The following is an 18,512-nucleotide window of genomic DNA, read 5'->3' as shown; positions in this document are numbered from 1 at the left end:
TCCATGGGAGGAACCATGCACGACGTTCAAACGGCCGAACCGACGGACCCCAACGCGAGCACCGGCACCGCCGCGGCTGTGGCCCCGAAGGTCAAGGCTCCGCCCTACGACCGGAATGCCGCCGCGTTCATCGAACGTCTGACGCCCGCGCTGCGTAAGGACGCTGGTCAAGGCATGGCCTACACCGGACTCATGGGCCGCGCCCGTGAGCGGATCAGCAAAAACGTGAAACTGCAAGTCGCCGAGCTTTTCCGGCGCAAGATCCCCCCCACCACCCTCGCTCCGTTCGATCTGCAGGACAAGGAAGGGGACGGTGCCGTGTCCGGCAACGGTACCCCGCTCGTGCAGTTTGTGAAGGCGTACGGCGACGACTGCGAGATCGGCTACGGCGGGTCCAGCCTGGCCGAGACCGCCCTGCTGTACGCACACTCGCTGGTCACCGTCGCGTCGGAAGCCGTCATGGCCACCGGTCACATGGGCATTCCCGGTTTCGTGCTGACGCAAGCCGCGTACGCCATCGGAACCTTGGCCCTGCTCGGTCGGAACTGGCGCTACATCATCCGTCCGACCGCGCAATACACGCTCGGCATCTTCGCCGTTCAGACCGCCGCCGCCCGGTACATCCCGGCGCTGGCCGGGCCCGTGGTGGCCGCCGGCACCTTCTTGATGCTGGCGCGTCCGATCCTGGAGTCGTTGATCGCCAACCGCTCCGGCGAGGACCGCCTGTTCAAGCTCCCGGAAAACTTCCAGTCGCCGAACGACAACGATGCGATGACGATGCGCCAGGCGCAGATCAACACGGCGTCGAACTTCGCCAAGAACGGTCCGGTGATCGTCCTCGCGACCGCGCGGGGCCATCTGAAGCTGAACAAGTGCGACCCGTTGGCCCCGGACCCGGACTCGTACATGGGGCTGTCGGCGCACGAAGACCTGACCACCCACCTGTTGGTGATCGGGGAGACCGGTGCCGGCAAAACCGGCGGTCTCATCACGCCGGTGGCCCAGCAGTGGCTCGCCTACGGTCAGTTCCGTAACGGCGTGTTCGAGAACTGCGGCGGGGCCTTGCTTCTCGACGGCAAGGGCTCGCTACCCTCCGAGATCATCCAGGCCTTGCGTGCGCAGGGTCTGGGCGAGGTGATCGAGATCATCCACGTCACGCCTGAACCGGGCGGGGCCGCGCTGGCGCTGCTCGAAGGCATGACGCCCGAGCAGGTGACGACCGCCCTCCTGGCGGCCACCAACGACGACAGCGACCTGTCGGACTTCTGGACGGTCAGCGCCGCGAACTGGCTGCGCCACACGGCCCGCCTCCTGTGGAGCTGCTACGAGCTGGAACAGATTGAACTGGCGAACAAGGCGAAAGTTCGTGGCTTCATCAGCTACCAGGCTTGGTCCGACCACCTGGACAAGGATGCCCAAGGGAAGACCAACCCCGACACGAACCGTCCTTACACGAGCTGGATGGAGTATGTGGCGTGGCGTGAGCGCAACGGTCAGAACGTGCCGCAACCGTTCGCCGATGCCGTTCGTCATTACTTCTGGCACTTCGCGGCGTTGAGCGACTTCGCCATGTCGTACCTGGAAGATTTGATGTTCATCAGCGGCACGCCGCCGGTGCCGGATCCGAAGACCGGCCAACTGCCGCCGCCGTCCAACGCTCCGTCCGTTAGCGGTGGTGCCGGGATCCTCGGCTGGTTGAAGAACCACCCCGACGTGAAGGCGAACAACAACCGGGGCATGCTGATCGTGCAAGCTTTGAAGTTTGCCGCATCCGACCTGCCGAAGCTGCGGGCCGACATGCGGTCCGACATTCGTGGAACGCTGTCGACCATGTTCACCCCGATCATGTCCAACGAGAAGATCGTGCACTGGGCCTCCCTGGAAAAGGGCTGCGACCTGCTGGCTTGCATGCGCGGCGCCGTGGTGGGGATCTCCCTGCCCGAGACCCTGTACCAGGAAGCCGGCGTGGTCATCACCACGCTGGCCAAGAAGCGCGTGTTCAACGCCGTGAAGGCCCGCGGGGCCGTGAGCGACTGGCAGAAGCAGTTCCCGGAGCAGCGTCCGCTGCTGTGCATCGTCGACGAGGCCCACCTGCTGCTGAGCCGGAAGAGCACGTCCGACGAAGGCTCGCTGCTGTCGATTGCCCGTAGCCTGGGCCTCCGGTGCGTGTTCGCGTCGCAGACGGTCAATGCCTTCTACGACCGGTTGGGCGAGGATGCCGCCAAGGCGTTCATGGGCAACTTCGTGTCGTGGTGCGTGATGCGGTCCCTGCCCGCGAGCCACGCCTGGGCCAACGATCGCATGATGCGGCAGCGGGTGCACCAGTACAGCTACTACCTGTCGGGCGGCCTCAAGGAAATCACCTCGAACGATTTCCAGCGTGCCCACCTGGACGCGCTCGACTCCGCCCGGATCGGCAAGCCTGAGCTGAACCCGAACCAGCGGCTCGCGATGCTCAAGCGCTTGCGCTACGACCTGAGCCGCCCGACGGACGTCCTCCTCACCAAGGCGGACCGTGAAGCCTTGAACAACCCGAACGACCGTTCCGGCCGTCTGCCGGCGTCCCTGGCCAAGCTCGCGTTGATGTTCTCCGTGGGCGCGGTCACCACCAACCTCTGGGAAGTCGTACGGGGTACCGGCGCGCTCGCGTCGGCGCTGACCCGGCGTGCCACAGGTGCCTTGAGCCGTAAGTTCATGGGTGGCGCCGTCGAGCACGACGACTACAAGCCCCCGCGGTTCTACGTGCAGGACCCGAAGAACAAAGAGGTAGGTCCGAACGGCTCGGTCGTCGAGCTGTTCCCCGAGGACGACTGGGGCCTGTTGCACCACCGCTACGTTGGCATGATCAACGTGAAGCGAGGTGGTATGCCTCGTCGTGACCTGTGCGACACCATCGGCAAGCTCTCAGTCGACCAGATCCGAGTTTTTGCCGCGCTGCAGGGCATCCCGACGGTCTACGACGAACTGGATCGCCGAGCCAAGGCCGCCGCCAACGACGCGACGAAGGCCGCCGCCTGACCCCGCCCGCAAGCCCGGACGAATCCGGGCTTGCTTGTGCCAGGGCACAGCTTGACAGACGGTGTAGAGCTGCTAAGTGTGGATGACGGACGCTCACCCGGCTGTGTGGGCATCGACGAGGAGGAGACCTCATGCAGAGCACCACCGTCCCCAGCGCCGCGTATTGGGCTGGGCATTCCTACGTTCCCTCGCTCCTGGACCCGGGCAGCACGGCCGATCTGGTCGTGCTCATGCTGGTCGCCGTCCTGACGGTCATGGCCCTGGTTGCTTTCCGGTACTGGATCTTCCGCCGGCGACATGCCGTTCACGTCCACAACCACGAGTGGATGACCACCAAGCTGGACCAGTTCAAGCAGGCCCGGCGCGACGGGCGGGAACACGAGGTCGACCTGGACTTCTCTCCGGCGGACGTTCAAAAGCTCGCCATGGACATCCGAGCGGAACGCCGCCACGGTCACCTTTTCGTCGCCGGGTTCGCGTTCCTGGGGCTGCTCGCCGCCCTGGGCTTCTGGATGATCGCAATGTGCTGGGCCAACTGGTGGGTCGAAGGGGGTTACCAGTGCAACGCGCCGGGCACTCCGGCAAACGCCGTCGTCTACAACCAGCTTGACCCGGAAGCACTTCAGACCACCCAAGTCGGCGACCGCGTGAACCTGTGCGCACCGGGGATTTTCACGCAAGGAGGGCAGTTCTTCGCCAACCCGAAACAAGCCATCCATGAGGCCCTCTACTGATATGCAACTCGATCCTCGTATCCAACAAGGCGCTGCCCTCCTCGCCGGTCTGTGCGTGCTCTTCGCCGCCACCATCGGTGTGACCAAGCTCCTGCACCACCACACCGGGCCCGCACCGCTCACGCCGGAGCAGATCGCCGCCCAGCAGGTGGCGGTCAACCCGGCGCTTGTGTCGCGCGAGGCATGCCTCCGCCTGGGGGTGCAGCCTCTGCCGGCGTCGCTGCAGGACCCTAACCGAAACTCGCTGCTCACCGAGGCCGAGGCGAAAGCGCATTCGGACCAAGACCTGCGCCACTGGCTGTTGCTGTTCAATCCCTCGCTGGCCAATATGCCGATGAACCACGACCAGCTCGTGATGTCGGTGGTGGCCACCTTGCCGGAGGTCCAGAAGCGCCGTGATGCGGATAAAGAACGCATCGCGACCGAGACCCGCCAGATCGCCGTCTTCAAGGGCTTGTGCGGGTCGCGTTGGCCTGCGAAGGATAGGCTGGCCATCGCGTTGTTCAACACGCACCGTCATTGACCCGACCAGAAGGAGGATCCACCGCTTTAGATTCATGTCGTCGTTTTTGTACGTTCAACCCCGGGCCGCTCTCTCGGCGGCCCACGCACACCGGAGGAGACCACCGTGCATCCGCTGACCGTTCCGTTCTACATCGCCCACCCGCTGCTCACTTGCCTGTTCCAGGCCCTCGTCCTGCTCGCGAGCGTCCCCATCGTCTTGGGCGGTGCGTACCTCGGCTTCGTCCTGGGTGCGCGTCGTCACGCCTCGCATGCGCTGCCCATCGAGCTGGACCACGAGGTGCAGGCCACCTGGATCCGCCCAGCCCGCCCGGCGTTCACGCAGGCCGAAGCCGGTGCGCGGCTGCGCGCCAAGATCGCCGCGTTCAACGCCAACCGGAGCGGCAAGCTCGCCTGAGCACCGCCACCTCCACCACCTGATCTGGGGGCCTCGCGGCCCCCTTTTCGTTGCTGACGCCCCTGTGCCCTGGCACGCCGATTCGCCGCCACCATGGGCCGAAGGCACCCGCCCTCTGTTTTTTTCCGTGGTTTCGACGCGCCTGCGCCCGACCCCTGCAAATAAATCCTGGAATCGCCCCTTTTATGGGGCTATAGCTATTGACCGACCGATAGACCCTGCTAGGTTGAGGGTAGGAGGTTCGCAAATCCACACCTGACCAAGAGCACCATGCACCACCTCAACCCACTCAACGTTTGCACCCGTGGTTGTGCCCTGGCACGGGCTATTGCCCTTACGATCCGCAGCGGCGGCCAACCCTTTACCACCACCCCAATCCTCACCCATACCCCATCATGAACGACCTGGTTGTCATCCCCACCCCCGAGAGGCTGCCCGCTCCTGTCCCGGCCACCGTGGCTGCAGTGCCCGCCCGTGTCCGCCGGAACGACGAGATCGACCGCGCCATCGCCCACTACCGCAGGCTGGTGGCCACCGGCGTTCGGGTCGAGGTGCCCCGCAGCACGCCGGTTACCGCGCTCACCCTGTTCACCAGCGGCAAGGCCATCCACCTCGCCCACGTGCCCTCCTTCATCCGGGCCGAGGCCGACAAGATCGGGGTGTCCCCCAAGGTCCTCGCCGCCGTGGTGATCGCCGCCCTGAAGCGCCGCAGCGCCGCCGACGCGGCCAGCCTCGCCCTGTCGGACGAGCGCAAAGCCGCCTACGACCCGGTGAGCTACGCCTATGACGAGGAGGACGGCGTGGTGAAGGCCTACGACACCCGGACCATGGAACGCATCGACGGCAACCCGTCGTGGTCCGCCGGCTTTGGTCTGAAGGCCTGAGCACGACGCCCAGGACTCCGAACGCGGGGCCAACGCTCCACAAACCGGTGTCGCTGAACCATAACCACCAGGAGGAGACTATGGAGACGGATCACAACGATGTGCTGGACTGCGAGGAGGGGTGCTACCCGTACCCGGAGGTCTGCGTGAAGCTGGTGACGGGTCTGGAGCGGAACCCTCGTGCCGCCATCCCGCGCATGGCCACCATGGTCATCGTCAGCACGGAGGACGAACTGGCCGAGTTCACGTTCGAGACGTACTCCCCGGACTACGCTCGCCACACCCTCTCGTTGCTGCCCGACGTGCGGCAGCAGGTGCAGCAGCTCCGGGACCTGGAAGCCCAGCGCCAGGACGGCTGGCTCCTGCGAAAACTGCGCTCGCCCTACATGGTCACCTACCGCGGGCCCACGGGTGTGCTGCAGCGCCGGTTCGTGCTGGCCCGGTCGGCCGCCCGCGCCTACCGCAAGGAGGTCCCCGAGCCCTACGCGGGTTCGGTGATCGGGTTGAGCGATCTCGACAAGGAACTGGCCCGGATGGAGCGTGCCAAGACCGGGAAGGAGAAGGTCCCCTACGCCTGGAGCTATGCAAGGGGCGGGGACTTCGATCGCCACGCTGAGCGCGTGTGGGCCGCGATGCCGCCGGACGAGAAGGCCCGGTACGCCGCCATCATCGAGGCGATCAAGGAAGAATCTCCCGACGGGCTCCGTTCGCCCAACGAGGAGGACCTTCATAGCTGCCGCACCTCCGAGGCACCCCTCGGCGAGAAGGACCCCAACCCCATCCCCGACCACTGCGTGAAGCTGGTCATCGGGATCGCGGGATCGCTGGACGTTCATTCGCCCCGGCAATACGCCCAGCCGATGGTGGTGGTCACCGCGAAGGACGACCATGGGGACACGGCGTGTGACATGGCGTTCAAGAAGCGCTACCCCACGGCACGCCCGCAGACGGTGGACGATCTGGCCGACGTCCGGTGGCAGGTCCAGCAGCTCCGCGATCTGGACGCCCAACACGGTGGCGGATGGCTGTTCCGCTGGATGTTCAAGCCGTGCATGGTCGTGCACCGCGGGACCATGGGGGCCATGCACCGCCAGTTCCTGCTGGCCCAAGGGCCGGTCGACGCGAGGCGCAAGGTCGTTCGTCGCCCCTACGCCGGGTACGCCTTGACGCTGCAGCAGCTCGAAGCCCTGCTCGCCCGGATGGAACGCGTAAAGGCCGCCGACCACGCGTGGGGCCACAACCGCACATCGGCTCCGCACGCGTGAGCCAAACCGTGCCAGGGCACGGGCTTGACGCGCCTTGAAATGCTGCTAGTTCTTGACCATCGCCCGCCGTCCGGTGGGCACCACCCAGGGAGGAACCGTCCATGTTTTACGCCATCGCCATCGTCGTCCTGATCGCCGGGATCGTCACGGCGTTCCGCAACACCCCCAGCTCGCTGTTCGGCGGGCAGAGCCTGGCCCAGCGCTTCCGCCAAAACCTCGCCAACGCGCGTGCCGAACGCGACGCCCGGGACGCCGGCAAGAACGCCAACCGCTGATCGGTCCACCACCACGTGCAAACGGGGCCATCGGCCCCGTTTCCCACTCCCCGCCTGGTCCTGCTGTCACTGCCAGCGTGCAGCGTCCATCTCCTCCTTCGCCGCGTGCACCCCGGCCACGTGGTGCTGCTGGTGGTACTCGAACGCCGCGTCGCTGGCCAAGGCCTGGATGGCGTTGCGCACGTCCTGCGCGAAAAAGATGTCCTCGAACGCCATCAGCTCGCCGTCGAACACGTCGTCCCCGATCTGCTGTTTCAAGGCCTCCCACGCCGGGCCGGTGTCGATCGACGTCTGCAGAGCGTCCAGGCGGCCGTGCCGGGAGAACATGGCCCACCACCCCTCGTCCTGCTGCTCCGTCGCCCGGATGGCGTGGTGCCGGCCGTTGAGCGTGACGTCCACCGTCACCGTCAGCGCCGGGTACACCTCGGCGAGCCCGTCCACCACCACCGACACCTCCACCTTCCCGGCGACAAGGCTGGCCACGATCGCGGCCAGGGCCTCCTGCTGCTTCGCGGTCCACATGCTCATCGCACGCTCCCCAGGATCCGGTCGATGTCAACGTGCAACTGGGCCAACCGCTGGGCCTGGTGGGGCTGCGTGCCAGGCGCGGCCTCGTTGAACGCCACCCACCACCGCACCTCCGGGTGGTCCGACAGGACCTTGACGAGCAGCTCGTTCAGGCTCTGGCCGTGGTGACGTGCAACCGCCGTCACGGCGTCGTGCAGCACCGGCTCCATGCGAAGCGTAGCGCTCCGGCGAGAGGTTCGAGGGGTCTTGCGGGTGGTGGTCATCAGGTCCTCCGGGTCTGGGTGGTGGTGGTCTATCTCAACGTAGCAGGTCGAATCATGGCGGCAAGAGGGGGAGCCCCCATCAGCAGAGCTTCCCCGTCAGGAACCCGGACGCCTGCTGCCACTTCTTGTCCGGGTAGAAGGAGAACAGGTACGCCCCCTTCTTCAGGCTGTCGATCATCGGGACGATCACGCCCCGCTGCACCGCCGCGCAGCCCTCCGACTGCGACACGTGGCCCGTGGCCGCGCGCTCGTCGTTCACGTAGTCGGTGCCGTGCAACCAGATGCCGCGCTCCACCGCGTGGTCGTTGATGCCCTTCTCCAGCCCCACCATGCTCATGGCCGGACCGAACTGGCTCTTGAACGGACTGCCCAGCTCGAACAAGCCCAGGCTGGACTGCTCGCTGTCCGGCTGGTTTGAAAAGGACCGCGCGTAGAGCCCAGCACCGGATCCGCGGCCGTGCAGGACGTACTCGTTCCAGAGGAGCGTGCCGTTGCGCAGGTCGAAGACCCAGAGCCGGCGCGCGGTGCTGGGCAGGGAGTAGTCGATCACCACCAGGCGGTCCTTGTCCCCGTAGTGCTTCGACGCGCACGCCATCGCCCGCATCGCCAGGTGCAGGGCGTCCGGGTTGATCGTGGGGGCCGCCGCGAGGAGCTGCTGCTCCGTCACGCTGAACACCGGGCGCGGCACAACCACCTGCGCCAGCCCAGCCACCGTGGGCCAGAACGCGCCCACCATGCGCTCGGGCATGCGGGTGAAGCGCGTGAGCCGCGGTGACGCGTCGAACGCCGGGGCCGGGTCGTCGAAGGACGGCGGTACGTCGACCGAGGATACGGGTTGGGGAATCGCCGGACCAGCGATGTCGACCGGCTCCTTGGTGTGCCCTGGCACAGCTTTTAGTGGACTGGGGCAAAGAGCAAACGCAGCAAGGCAGGCCGCGGTGAGCACCACCAAACGCTGGGCGATGGGTTTGAACGTCAGGTACAAGATCTCCTCCGGGAACGCGTGGTGATCGCCTCCTTGTCGTGTTGTTTGGCGACGGTGGGTGATGGGCCCCAGAGCGCGGGGCCCGTGGTGGTTCAGCGTGGACTGAACCGTGAACGGGGACGGTAAGCCTCTACCCCGTTGTTCTGGTCGAACGTGACGGCGCTGGGCCGGACCACGTTCGGTTCGATGCGGTCCTCCACCCGACGCACGTCCAGGCGGTCGCCCAGGCTGCGCCGGTTGGGCACGTTGATGCCGGTCGAGGAGGTACGGACCTCCGCGACCCGCCCGTTGGGTTCGATGCGAGGGCCACGGCTGGCCCGCACGTCCGCCATGCTGAACTTGCGCCGGCCGCCGTCGATGCGCCGCCCTTCGACGTCCAGGGCCTGCGGCTCGCTTGTCAGCACGTCCCGCGGCACGATCGTCATGCCGTCCGCTTCCAGCTTGCGAACCCGCACCAGCTTCGCGGTGGCCCATGCCTGCCGCTGCTGGAGCTGACGGATCTGCTCCGCCTGCATCGCGATCGCGCGGCTCTGCATCTGGACGGTGAGCATCACCAGGATCGCCTCGAGCATGTCGAGCAGCGCCTCGATCGGCTTGCCGATCATCGCCTTCAGCTCCTCGTCGGGTTCGATCGAGAAGTCGTACAGGCCTTCTGGGGTGTATCCGTTGCGGGTGGTCATCGGTGTCTCCTGGTGCGCATCGCTGGCGCGTTGTCCTCTACCTTCAACCTAGCAGGACGTACAGGCCGGTCAAGCCTTTGGGACGTGATTTTCAGCCCTGTCCGACGAACGGTTAACCCGTGCCATAGCACGCTCAAAAATATTTGCCCAAGTCGCTTGACTCGCCGTTGGAACCCGCTAGGTACAGAGGTGTCGGGCCCGAAGAGGAGGCCCCTGGATCGTCAAGGGAGGAGAACCGTGACGCGTAAGACCAAGTACCGCCTGAAACAACTCGGGGCCGTGGCCATGGCCATGATCACCGGGCTGGAAGCCCTGCCCGCCTTCGCCCAGAGCCATGCGGAACGCAACGTGAGCGACAGCACCGGTCAGCCGCAGGCCGCGGTGGTGAGCTACGTGCCGGACCCGATGCCGCAGACGCCGACGCCGACCCTCTACCCGCGCGTGTCGCTCCAGGCGCTGGGTTCGAAGGATTTCCACCTTTACGTGGACCTGAACCTGCATGCGTATCACTTCGACCGTACGGCCAAAAAAGAAAACGACTTCAATGAAAACAACTGGGGAGGCGGTCTGGAGTACACCAACGACGTTGTGGGTGTGATGGCCGGCTACTACCGGAACAGCATCTGGCGTCCGAGCTGGTATCTGCTTGCCCGCTACACGCCCGTGCAACTCGACATCACGTCGAAGGACCGCGTGAACGTCGGGATCGTCGCCGGGGGGCTTTCCGGTTACACGAAGACCGCCTACACGCAGGGTTACACGATCGGTTACACCCCGGAACCTGGTGGCGGTCGGCTGCCGTTCCTGACGCCCGCTCGCGTTCCGAACGGGACCACGCCGCGCGGAATCATGCCCGCCGCTGGTCTGCTCGTCTCCTACGAGCACAACCATGAGTGGGGTGTGAACCTCATCGCCGTGCCGAACCTCAAGAGCGCTGGCATCTACGGTTTCCTGGGCTTCCAGGGCCGCGTCGCCTTCTGATCCCCCAATCGCAGCACCTCGTTTCACTGTTGTCCGTCGTTCCCAACCACCAACCTTGAGGAGACCTACTTATGATGGTTGCATCTTCCCGCCCACGCTTCCGCCGCACCACCCTGAGCATCGCTGTCGCTACGGCGATGGCTCTCACTGGTCAAGGCGCGCTTGCGCAGTCCGTGGTCGTGACCACCAGCACCCCGTCCGTCGATCTGAGCGGCGCCACGGGCGCGTCGTTCGGTCCGGACGCCTCAACCGTCATCGCCAACGTGACCAACTCCGGCACCGATCAGGCGACGCCCGGCAACGCCGGGGTGGTCAACGCCGCCACGGTCCAGACCTGGGACAACGCCAACGGTGCAACGACCGCCGGATCGATCTCGGGCGCCGGCATCCAGAACACCGCCACCGGCAATATCGGGGGCTTGACGAACGAAGGGGTGATCTCAGGCCGGATCGGGATCGATAACGCCGGGAACATCACGTCGATCACCGACGCGCTCGGCGCGACGATCGGAACGACGTCCGGTGGGACGTACGCTGTGAAGAACGAAGCCGGGGCCACCATCGGTCTGCTCATCGACAACGGCGGTCTTGTAGTGGGGGCGTCCAGCGGCATCGCCCTGGTGGACAACGCTGGGACGATCGGAACGCTCGAAGAAGACGGCTTCAGTTCCGCGTTGACCGCGAACACTCAAACCCTCTTTCTCAACGAGGGAACCGGGACGATCAACCAGTTCACGATCGGACCGGCTTCGCGCATCATCACTGAGAACGGGTCGGTCTTCATCAACCTTGGGGTGGTCAACGGCGTCACCGTCGCCGGCTCGGTGAACACGAGTGGGGACGCCATCGTGAACGGCTCGACGACGAACAAGACTGCCAAAATGGGCCCTGTTTCGATCACCGGTTCGGTGACGACGCAGAACAACGGGAACGGCGGAAGCGCGATCAAGAACTACGCGCAAATGGGCGACGTGACGGAAAGCGCTGGCGCGACGCTCAACGGTTCGACCGCGGGGAGCGCCGCGATCGATAACGAGGCCGGTGCAGCCATGGGCAATGTCACGCTCGACGGAACGTCGAACGCGATGGGCTACGTCGTGCTGAACAAGAGCACGATGAACAATCTCGACATCGCGCACCAGGCCATGTCGTCCGGTGACAGCGTTGTGTTGAACACTCAAGGCGCGGCCATGGGCACGTTCACCACCGATCCGGGTTCGACCACGGCGACCACCGGGGGCACCAACGCTGTTGTCGAAAACGACGGGACGATGAAAGCAGCCGTCTTGAACGGCAACGTGTCCGCGTCCAATGGGGTCGCATTTTGGAACACCCCCACTGGAAACGTCACGTTCGGCACCACCATCGGTGGCAGTGTGAAGGGTACGTCCGGTCTCGAAAACGATGGTGTGATGCCCATCCTCAACGTCACCGCCTCCGGTGACGTTGAGGGGACCGAAACCGCGGGTGTCGAACTGAACAACGGGACCACCGCGGTCACGGTGGACGGCACGATCCTCGGTTCGGGGGACGCCGACGGTCTGCAAGTGACCGGCTCTGCCAACGCGACCATCACGGTCGAGGGGAGCCACGGGGCCGTCTCCGCGACCGGCTCGGGCAACGCTGTCACCGTTGGTCCGAACGCGTCGGCGACGATCAACATCACCGGGAGCGGAACGGTCCAGTCCACGGGTTCTGCCGCGGTTCAGACCGGCTTGAACACGACCATCAACCAGGGGGCGGGTACGTCGATCACGGACAGCGGGAGCGGCTCGGCGATCGTCGTCCCGGCTGGCAGCAACGCCACGGTCAACGCCACCGGCTTGTCCGCGGGTGCGCTCACGATCATCGGCAACACGAACGCGACGAACACGAACCCCGTGATCGACGTCGCAGGTTCCGCCACCCTGAATCTGGACGCGATCGTCGGCGCCAGCAGCAACGGCGGGGCTGGTCCGGCGATCACGATCGAATCGACGGGCAATGTGCCCGTGATCAACGCCACCGGTTTCATCGAAGGCGCGATCACGAACAAGTCGTCCAACGACCTCACGATCAACGGAAACCCGAACTACACCGACGGTTCGACCGGTGGCATGGGGCAAATGGGCGTGTTGACCGGCGGCGTCGCGGGCCAATCGTCGATCAACAACCCGAACTCGAATCTGTTCTTCGGCACCGGGTACGTCGCCCTGGACGACACGGTGAACGCGCCAAGCACCACGGTGCGGTCGGGCGGCAACCTGGTCGCCTCCGAACCCGTGACCATCAACGGCAACTTCACGCTGGCGAACGGCGCGACCTTCATCAGCCAGGTTCAGGCCGGCTCAACCCCGACCGGTACGACCTCGGACACGAGCTACGGTCGCCTGCTGGTGAACGGTAACGCCAGCGTCGAATCGGGCTCCGCGCTCTCGCTTCGCCCTTACACCGCTTACGCCTTCGTGAAGGGGCAACGGTTCGACCTGGTGAGCGCGAGCGGGACGGGGACCTACAGTCTGGCTGGCATCATCGCCAGTGCGCAGGGGTACAGCGGGACGGTGACGCCGCAAACGGTGACGCAGAACGGTCGCACGGACCTCGTTGTGACGTTGGGCGACACGCCTGTGACGCCCCCGAGCAATCCGTCGCAACCGAGCCAACCGTCGCAGCCGACCCAGCCGAGCGATCCCTCGACGCCTCCGGCGCAGCCGAGCCAGCCCAGCCAGCCTTCGACGCCGCCCGTCGTGCACACGGTCTCTGCCCTCACGCAGACCTCGGTCGCTTCGACGAACGGGATCCTGCGCTACACGGGCTGGAACAGCAACGGCCTGATGAACGCGGAGAACATGGTCCTCGCAACCCAGCAGACCGGGACCGCGCGCCAAATGACGCAGATCGGGACGCAACTGGCTCCGGTGCCGCACGCGCAAGCCGGTAACGCCATGCTCGCCATCGGCGATGCCGCCCAGGGTGTGGTCGCCGACCGCGCTGATGCGCAGCGCGTCGCCAAGCAAGCCGGTGTCGCCACCCCCAGCGGTGTGACGACCTGGGGTCAAGCGTTTGGCGGTGCCGAGCAGCGCGGTACGACCGCCGGCGGGACGTTCGGTGAGGTGAGCGGTTCGAACCTCGCGTTCGGTGGTCTCGCGGTCGGTGTGGACAAAGCGGTCTCGCCGACGTGGACCGCGGGCGGTGCGTTCTCGTATGCGAACGGTCAAAGCAACGCGACCGGCGACGCGAGCGGTCAACACCTCTCCGACAACGCGTTCGGGTTGACGTTCTACCAGAACTGGACCCCGACCTCCGGCCGTGCCTACGTGGACGTGTCGGAAAACGCGAGCCTCCATCGCTTCAACGAAAGCCGGTCGATCGACCTGGCTGGGGTGAGCGCGGGTAGCGCCAGCGGTCGCTTCAACGGGACGTCCTACGGTGCCCGCGTCGAAACCGGTCTGCCGCTCGCGCTGCGCAACGGGATCGACGTGACGCCCTTCGTCGCCCTGGGTGTGCAGCACCTGAGCCTCGGGAGCTACACGGAAAGCGACGGTGGATCGGGCGTGGGTCTGAACGTGAACGGTGCCTCCTACACCTCGGTGCGCACGACGGTGGGTGTGAAGGTGTCGAAATCGTTCGAGACGAAGGCCGGAACGGTGGACGTGTACCTGAAGCCCTCTCTCGTCCACGAGTTCGCCGGTTCGCCGAGCAACACGACCGCCGTGTTCAACGGGGACACCACGGGCGAGACCACGTTCACGACCAACAGCGCGGGCCCGGTGCGCAACATCGCCGACGTGTCCGTGGGTGCCACGCTCTACCGTGCCAAGGGCCTGTCGCTCAACGCCCAGGTGAACGTGCAGGCGGGGAGCCACTACACCGGTATCGCCGGTGGCGTGCAAGCGAAGTGGTCGTTCTGATACCGCCAGCGCATGAGCACAACGCCCACTTCCGTGGGCGTTTGTCCGTGCCCTGGCACGGTTTGACAGACCTGAAAATCCTGCTAGTTCTAGTCCATTGCCTGCCAATCCGCGCAGGCTCCATCGAAGGGAGGAAGTTCAACATGATGACGAAGACCGTTTTCGCAACCGTCGCCGCGCTCGTAGTCGGTGTAGCCGCTGGCGTTGGTGGCCTCTATGCCGCCCAAGTCCACGCTGCCAACAGCAAAGAGCATTGGGTGGTCCTCGACAACCACGTTCGTGTGGATGGTTCATCCCCGTTCACGCTGCCCGCCTCGCGCGACGGCGACGAGCTGTCCCTCAACGGCGTCACCGTCGGCTCGCACCTGGAATCGGTTTTCCCGGTCTGCAAGGGTAGTCCGGTCAACACTACCACGCCCTGCTGGGCGACCGGCCCCGGCCCGACGCAACCGCAGCACCCGTCCGGCGACGTGCGCTTGCGCGGCCTGCCCGCTGTCCTCGACGGCAAGCAGAATCTGATGGTCACCAGCACCCGGGTGGACTTGGACGAACACGGCGACATCATGCGCATTTACGTGAGCCTGGACCCGCAGGTCACCGCTCCGCGCGATTACCGCACCATCCTGTCGCTCACCAAGGCCCTGGGTCAGCCCACCACGTCGCTCGCCACCAGCGTGCAATGGGTCGTGGGCCCGAACTCCCTGGCGGTGAGTGGCGACGGGCGCGACGTGGTCGCCGGCGTGAACGACTGACCACACGCAAAAGGTCCCAGATCCTTATTGCCTAAACGCCCACGGAAGTGGGCGTTTGTCCGTGCCACGGCACGGTTTGACAGACCTGAAAATCCTGCTAGTTCTCGGACACGGACCCCCACCCCGTCGCGTGGGCCTCATAAGGGAGGTATCGCACATGAAGAACGTCACGATCGCCGGACTCGTCATCGCTGGCGCCGCCTTGGCCGCAACCGCTGGCCTGGCCATCGCATCGACCACATCGACGTCCCACGCCCCGGAGCGTACGTTCTGGGACGGATCGACCCGGCCGGACGACACCGCGCCTTTCAGCCTGCCGGTCACCGTGGACGCCAAGAAGGTGGTCCTGAACGGGGTGCCGATCAACACGCCCCTGGCCTCCTTCGCCCCGGTCTGCAAGGGCGACGGGCACGACGCCACCGCCCCGTGCTGGGTTCTGTCGGACATGACCAACACGAACGATGCGCAGGGACCGGTTTTCGTCGAGGTGAAAGGATTGCCGCCGGTGAAGGATGAAGCAGGCCATTCGATGGTCCGTCGCACCCTGGCCGTGGTGAACGACGACGCTTCGCGAACCATCAACATCGTTGTGGTGGAGCTGGACGGCCATCAGGTGATCGACAACGACTTCCGCGGGGTCGTCGCGCTGTCAAAGGCGCTCGGTGCACCTGACCACGCTACGCCTGGACAGATCGTGTGGAAAACTCCCGGCGGGATGAAGGTGTCGCTGTCCGGCGGTCACACGGTGATCTCGAGCAACATTCCGAAGGGGCAATGAGCGACGCCCCCTGGAAGCAACAACGCCCCGGGAACGGGGCGTTTGTCTTGAAGCCACGAAGGGGTTCAGAAGGTTTTGTGCACCGGTCCCGGTGGCAGGGGTTCGCCCCGCTCGTCGTCCAGCGCGTCGAACTCCGCCCGCAGGACCGCGTCGTCCTGCCGGACCTGGCTCAGGCGCATGGCCTCGCCCAGCACGCCGATGTACGCCTCGTGGAACGGGGTGCGCTCCCGCAGGTTGCGCCAAGGTCGGGTCATGGCCTCGGGCATGGGGAGCCAGGTCACCTCGATCTCGGGATCCACCAGCCGCTCCTCGAAGACCTCGATGGGTCCCGTCAGGGCGTGGCCCACCAGGTCGCCCGACCCCACCTTGGTGAACCAAGGTTGGTCGTTCAGCAGGTCCGCCAGGGTGGTGAAGGACAATGCGCGACGGTCCCGGGCGATCGCCTCCCGCGGGTTGCGCACCTTGTGGCTGTCTCGCCATTGCCGCAGGTCCTTCATCAGGTAGGTGATGCCGGGCCGACGCCCGTTGGGCTTCGCCCCGAACACCTCCGCCCGGGGCATGTCCTGCGTGTACTCGGGACCGTTGCCCTCCGTGCGCATGCGGTCCAGGGTGCGTTCGGAGCAGCAGAGGAACAAGGCCGCGATCTCCTTGTTCACGCTCACCTCATCGTCGAGCTTCGCGATTGTGTTGTGCCGCCGGATCGCCACCTCAACGTCGGGCTGATCCAGCAGGTCGATGGTGATGGTGCTCATGCTGCTTCGTCGTCCTCGTCGTTCTCGTCGTCCTGATCGTCCCCATCGTCTTCGGCGTCGGGATCCGGGTCCTTGCCGTAGCGCACTTCGATGCCGGGCCGGGGCTCCGGCCATTTTAGCGGTTCCGGCTCCCAGAGCTGCATCGGCGTGACCTCCGGGGACGTCGCGACGAGCATGTTGAACAACGGTGGGTAGGTCGACAGGATGGCCTGTTCCACCGTTTGCATCGCCTCACGTTTGCGCTCGGCGTCCGGCTCGGTGTAGCGCGTGGTCACGTCCGACAGGTGCTGGGTGTTTTGCAGGCTCCGGGCCACGTTGGGGGTCACCGCGTCCTCCTTCTCGATGCGTTGATCGCTCTGCGACCGTGCGTTCGTGAAGTGATTCAGCAATCGTTTCGTGGTCTGCTCGCTGAAATGCAACGCGTCGGTGACCCCACCGAACGTGCGCCGGAGGTCGTGCATGCCGACCGTCGGGGCCGGGATCTGGAACCGGGTGCCGTCCGGGTCGGTTTTGATCACCCACCGGACCAGCCCCGCGTCGCGGCAAATGTAGGAGCGAAGCGACTTGCTGTCCTTGTAGTGGGGAGTCTTGCGCAGCCGCGACTCGGACCTGGGCGGGAACACCCACCGCTTGCGGGAGTCCCGACGGAACGTGTCCAGGTCCGCCTTCGCTTCCTCGTCGCGGATCGCCCGCCGCTCCTCCAGAATCCGACGCGCCGCCCTGCAAATCGGCAGAATGAAGTCTAGATTATTTTTAGTCTCCCTCATCATCACGTAGCCGGCGTCCAGGTCGACGAACGACACGCGCTCGATCTCCTCGGGCGTGATCTGGTCCAGCCACATGAGGTCCGAGCATTCCTGGCTGCGGCACCCCCAGAGGGTCGCCAGCAGCAGGTAATCGCACCCGGTGCGGTTTTCCTTGCGCCGGTTGTAGATCGCCTGAAGCCAGGGGCCCAACGTCTGCTGCAAGGTCAGCGGGCGACGACGGCCCACCTTCTTGTAATGGTTCTCCAACTCCTGGCGGGTGCGGTACCGCGTGCGCAGGATGTTGAACGGGTTGTACAGCATCACCGGCCGTTCCGCGCGACGGTGCGCCAGCCGCGCCTCGCGCTCGATGGCGAAGGACGTGGCCGTGCTGGCCCAGCGGAAGGTCTGCTCCGCGGTCGTCGGGGCCTTCACGTTGATCGCGTCAAACGCTTCGATCACTTCCTCGTCCAACAGGTCGTTCAACCGCCGGCTCGGCCAAAGATTGACCAGTTTACGTACCGCCTTGTCGTATGATCGCAGGGACGACGCCTTCGCCGGCCGCTTTCGGTGCACGAGTTCGTGCCTGTAAGCGTCCAGCACCTGATCCAACGACAGATCCCGTTCGTCCCGGTCCCGCTTGTCGGGCCCTGGTGCTCGACCCGTTTCCTCGATCTGGTCGAGCATCTCCTGGGCTTTTTTGCGCGCCTGTTGAACCGTCATCTCCGTGACCTTTCCAACGGTCGCGCGAATCACGGCTCCAGGCCCGCTCGCTCGGACCCGGCGCTGAACGATGTACGACGCGTTGCCGGCGGTCACCCGGATCGCAAACCCGGTGGGGCCATCCGTACAGGTGATCAGGTACGACTTGCGTTCTGGGTTGGGCGGCCACTTCTCGGGTGGCAGTCCTTCCACCGGCAAAACGCCGATGTGGCAATGAGCCGCGACGGTCGCGGTGATGTGCAGTTTCATAGGGTGCTTTGCCCCGAAGTAATCACGGTTTTGGGCTGTATTCACGGGTTTGAGCCGTTGTCTGTATTCTATGACGTACGAATACGCCCGACA

Annotated in this window: 17 protein-coding genes; 11 read left to right on the top strand and 6 right to left on the bottom strand. The window is 65.5% G+C overall.

Annotated elements, in window-relative coordinates:
* The first annotated feature begins 15 nt into the window (after positions 1 to 15).
* The 7 genes from B0G83_RS08360 to B0G83_RS38520 all read left to right on the top strand — a co-directional run bounded on the left by B0G83_RS08360 (position 16) and on the right by B0G83_RS38520 (position 7,095).
* Positions 16 to 3,018, top strand: a complete 3,003-nt coding sequence (locus B0G83_RS08360) for a type IV secretory system conjugative DNA transfer family protein (protein ID WP_105506960.1) — start codon at positions 16 to 18, stop codon at positions 3,016 to 3,018.
* Between the two features lie 131 nt (positions 3,019 to 3,149).
* Positions 3,150 to 3,752 carry a hypothetical protein gene (locus tag B0G83_RS08355; protein WP_105506959.1) on the top strand — a complete coding sequence of 201 codons (603 nt, stop codon included), beginning with the start codon at positions 3,150 to 3,152 and terminating at the stop codon, positions 3,750 to 3,752.
* 1 nt (position 3,753) lies between these two features.
* On the top strand, positions 3,754 to 4,275 hold the full coding sequence (locus B0G83_RS08350) for a hypothetical protein (RefSeq protein WP_105506958.1): 522 nt from the start codon (positions 3,754 to 3,756) through the stop codon (positions 4,273 to 4,275).
* A gap of 105 nt (positions 4,276 to 4,380) precedes the next feature.
* On the top strand, positions 4,381 to 4,671 hold the full coding sequence (locus tag B0G83_RS08345) for a hypothetical protein (RefSeq protein WP_105506957.1): 291 nt from the start codon (positions 4,381 to 4,383) through the stop codon (positions 4,669 to 4,671).
* Positions 4,672 to 5,066: 395 nt separating this feature from the next.
* A complete protein-coding gene (locus tag B0G83_RS08340) occupies positions 5,067 to 5,555 on the top strand; it encodes a hypothetical protein (RefSeq protein WP_105506956.1) in 489 nt (162 codons plus the stop codon).
* Positions 5,556 to 5,635: 80 nt separating this feature from the next.
* A complete protein-coding gene (locus tag B0G83_RS08335) occupies positions 5,636 to 6,820 on the top strand; it encodes a hypothetical protein (protein WP_146120172.1) in 1,185 nt (394 codons plus the stop codon).
* Between the two features lie 101 nt (positions 6,821 to 6,921).
* Positions 6,922 to 7,095, top strand: coding sequence for a hypothetical protein (locus B0G83_RS38520; protein WP_181156759.1), 174 nt, complete (start codon positions 6,922 to 6,924; stop codon positions 7,093 to 7,095).
* Between the two features lie 66 nt (positions 7,096 to 7,161).
* On the opposite strand, the gene B0G83_RS08330 is transcribed toward B0G83_RS38520, so the two are convergent.
* The 4 genes from B0G83_RS08330 to B0G83_RS08315 form a co-directional block, all read right to left on the bottom strand.
* Positions 7,162 to 7,623 carry a hypothetical protein gene (locus tag B0G83_RS08330; RefSeq protein WP_105506954.1) on the bottom strand — a complete coding sequence of 154 codons (462 nt, stop codon included), beginning with the start codon at positions 7,621 to 7,623 and terminating at the stop codon, positions 7,162 to 7,164.
* Entirely contained in the window at positions 7,620 to 7,886 is a 267-nt protein-coding gene (locus B0G83_RS08325) for a toxin-antitoxin system HicB family antitoxin (protein WP_146120171.1), read from the bottom strand. The genes B0G83_RS08330 and B0G83_RS08325 overlap by 4 nt, the downstream gene beginning before the upstream one ends.
* A gap of 79 nt (positions 7,887 to 7,965) precedes the next feature.
* Complete coding sequence (locus tag B0G83_RS08320) at positions 7,966 to 8,871, bottom strand: murein L,D-transpeptidase catalytic domain family protein (RefSeq protein WP_105506952.1); 906 nt, start codon at positions 8,869 to 8,871, stop codon at positions 7,966 to 7,968.
* A gap of 92 nt (positions 8,872 to 8,963) precedes the next feature.
* Entirely contained in the window at positions 8,964 to 9,551 is a 588-nt protein-coding gene (locus tag B0G83_RS08315) for a hypothetical protein (RefSeq protein WP_105506951.1), read from the bottom strand.
* Between the two features lie 237 nt (positions 9,552 to 9,788).
* Here B0G83_RS08315 and B0G83_RS08310 point away from each other — a divergent pair, with 237 nt between their 5' ends.
* The 4 genes from B0G83_RS08310 to B0G83_RS08295 all read left to right on the top strand — a co-directional run bounded on the left by B0G83_RS08310 (position 9,789) and on the right by B0G83_RS08295 (position 15,952).
* Positions 9,789 to 10,532 (top strand): hypothetical protein, encoded by a 744-nt coding sequence (locus B0G83_RS08310; protein ID WP_105506950.1) that lies wholly within the window; start codon positions 9,789 to 9,791, stop codon positions 10,530 to 10,532.
* A 137-nt stretch (positions 10,533 to 10,669) separates the two neighbouring features.
* Complete coding sequence (locus B0G83_RS08305; protein WP_105506949.1) at positions 10,670 to 14,422, top strand: autotransporter domain-containing protein; 3,753 nt, start codon at positions 10,670 to 10,672, stop codon at positions 14,420 to 14,422.
* Positions 14,423 to 14,565: 143 nt separating this feature from the next.
* A complete protein-coding gene (locus B0G83_RS08300) occupies positions 14,566 to 15,174 on the top strand; it encodes a hypothetical protein (RefSeq protein ID WP_105506948.1) in 609 nt (202 codons plus the stop codon).
* A 157-nt stretch (positions 15,175 to 15,331) separates the two neighbouring features.
* Positions 15,332 to 15,952 (top strand): hypothetical protein, encoded by a 621-nt coding sequence (locus B0G83_RS08295; RefSeq protein ID WP_105506947.1) that lies wholly within the window; start codon positions 15,332 to 15,334, stop codon positions 15,950 to 15,952.
* A 65-nt stretch (positions 15,953 to 16,017) separates the two neighbouring features.
* On the opposite strand, the gene B0G83_RS08290 is transcribed toward B0G83_RS08295, so the two are convergent.
* Positions 16,018 to 16,704 carry a hypothetical protein gene (locus B0G83_RS08290; RefSeq protein WP_105506946.1) on the bottom strand — a complete coding sequence of 229 codons (687 nt, stop codon included), beginning with the start codon at positions 16,702 to 16,704 and terminating at the stop codon, positions 16,018 to 16,020.
* Positions 16,701 to 18,419 carry an integrase arm-type DNA-binding domain-containing protein gene (locus B0G83_RS08285; protein ID WP_105506945.1) on the bottom strand — a complete coding sequence of 573 codons (1,719 nt, stop codon included), beginning with the start codon at positions 18,417 to 18,419 and terminating at the stop codon, positions 16,701 to 16,703. The genes B0G83_RS08290 and B0G83_RS08285 overlap by 4 nt, the downstream gene beginning before the upstream one ends.
* Positions 18,420 to 18,512 lie beyond the last annotated feature (93 nt).

Source organism: Paraburkholderia sp. BL21I4N1 (assembly GCF_002973525.1).
GTDB lineage: Bacteria > Pseudomonadota > Gammaproteobacteria > Burkholderiales > Burkholderiaceae > Paraburkholderia.
Note: the sequence above shows the minus strand (reverse complement) of the source record. Positions and strands in the feature narration are given on the sequence as shown.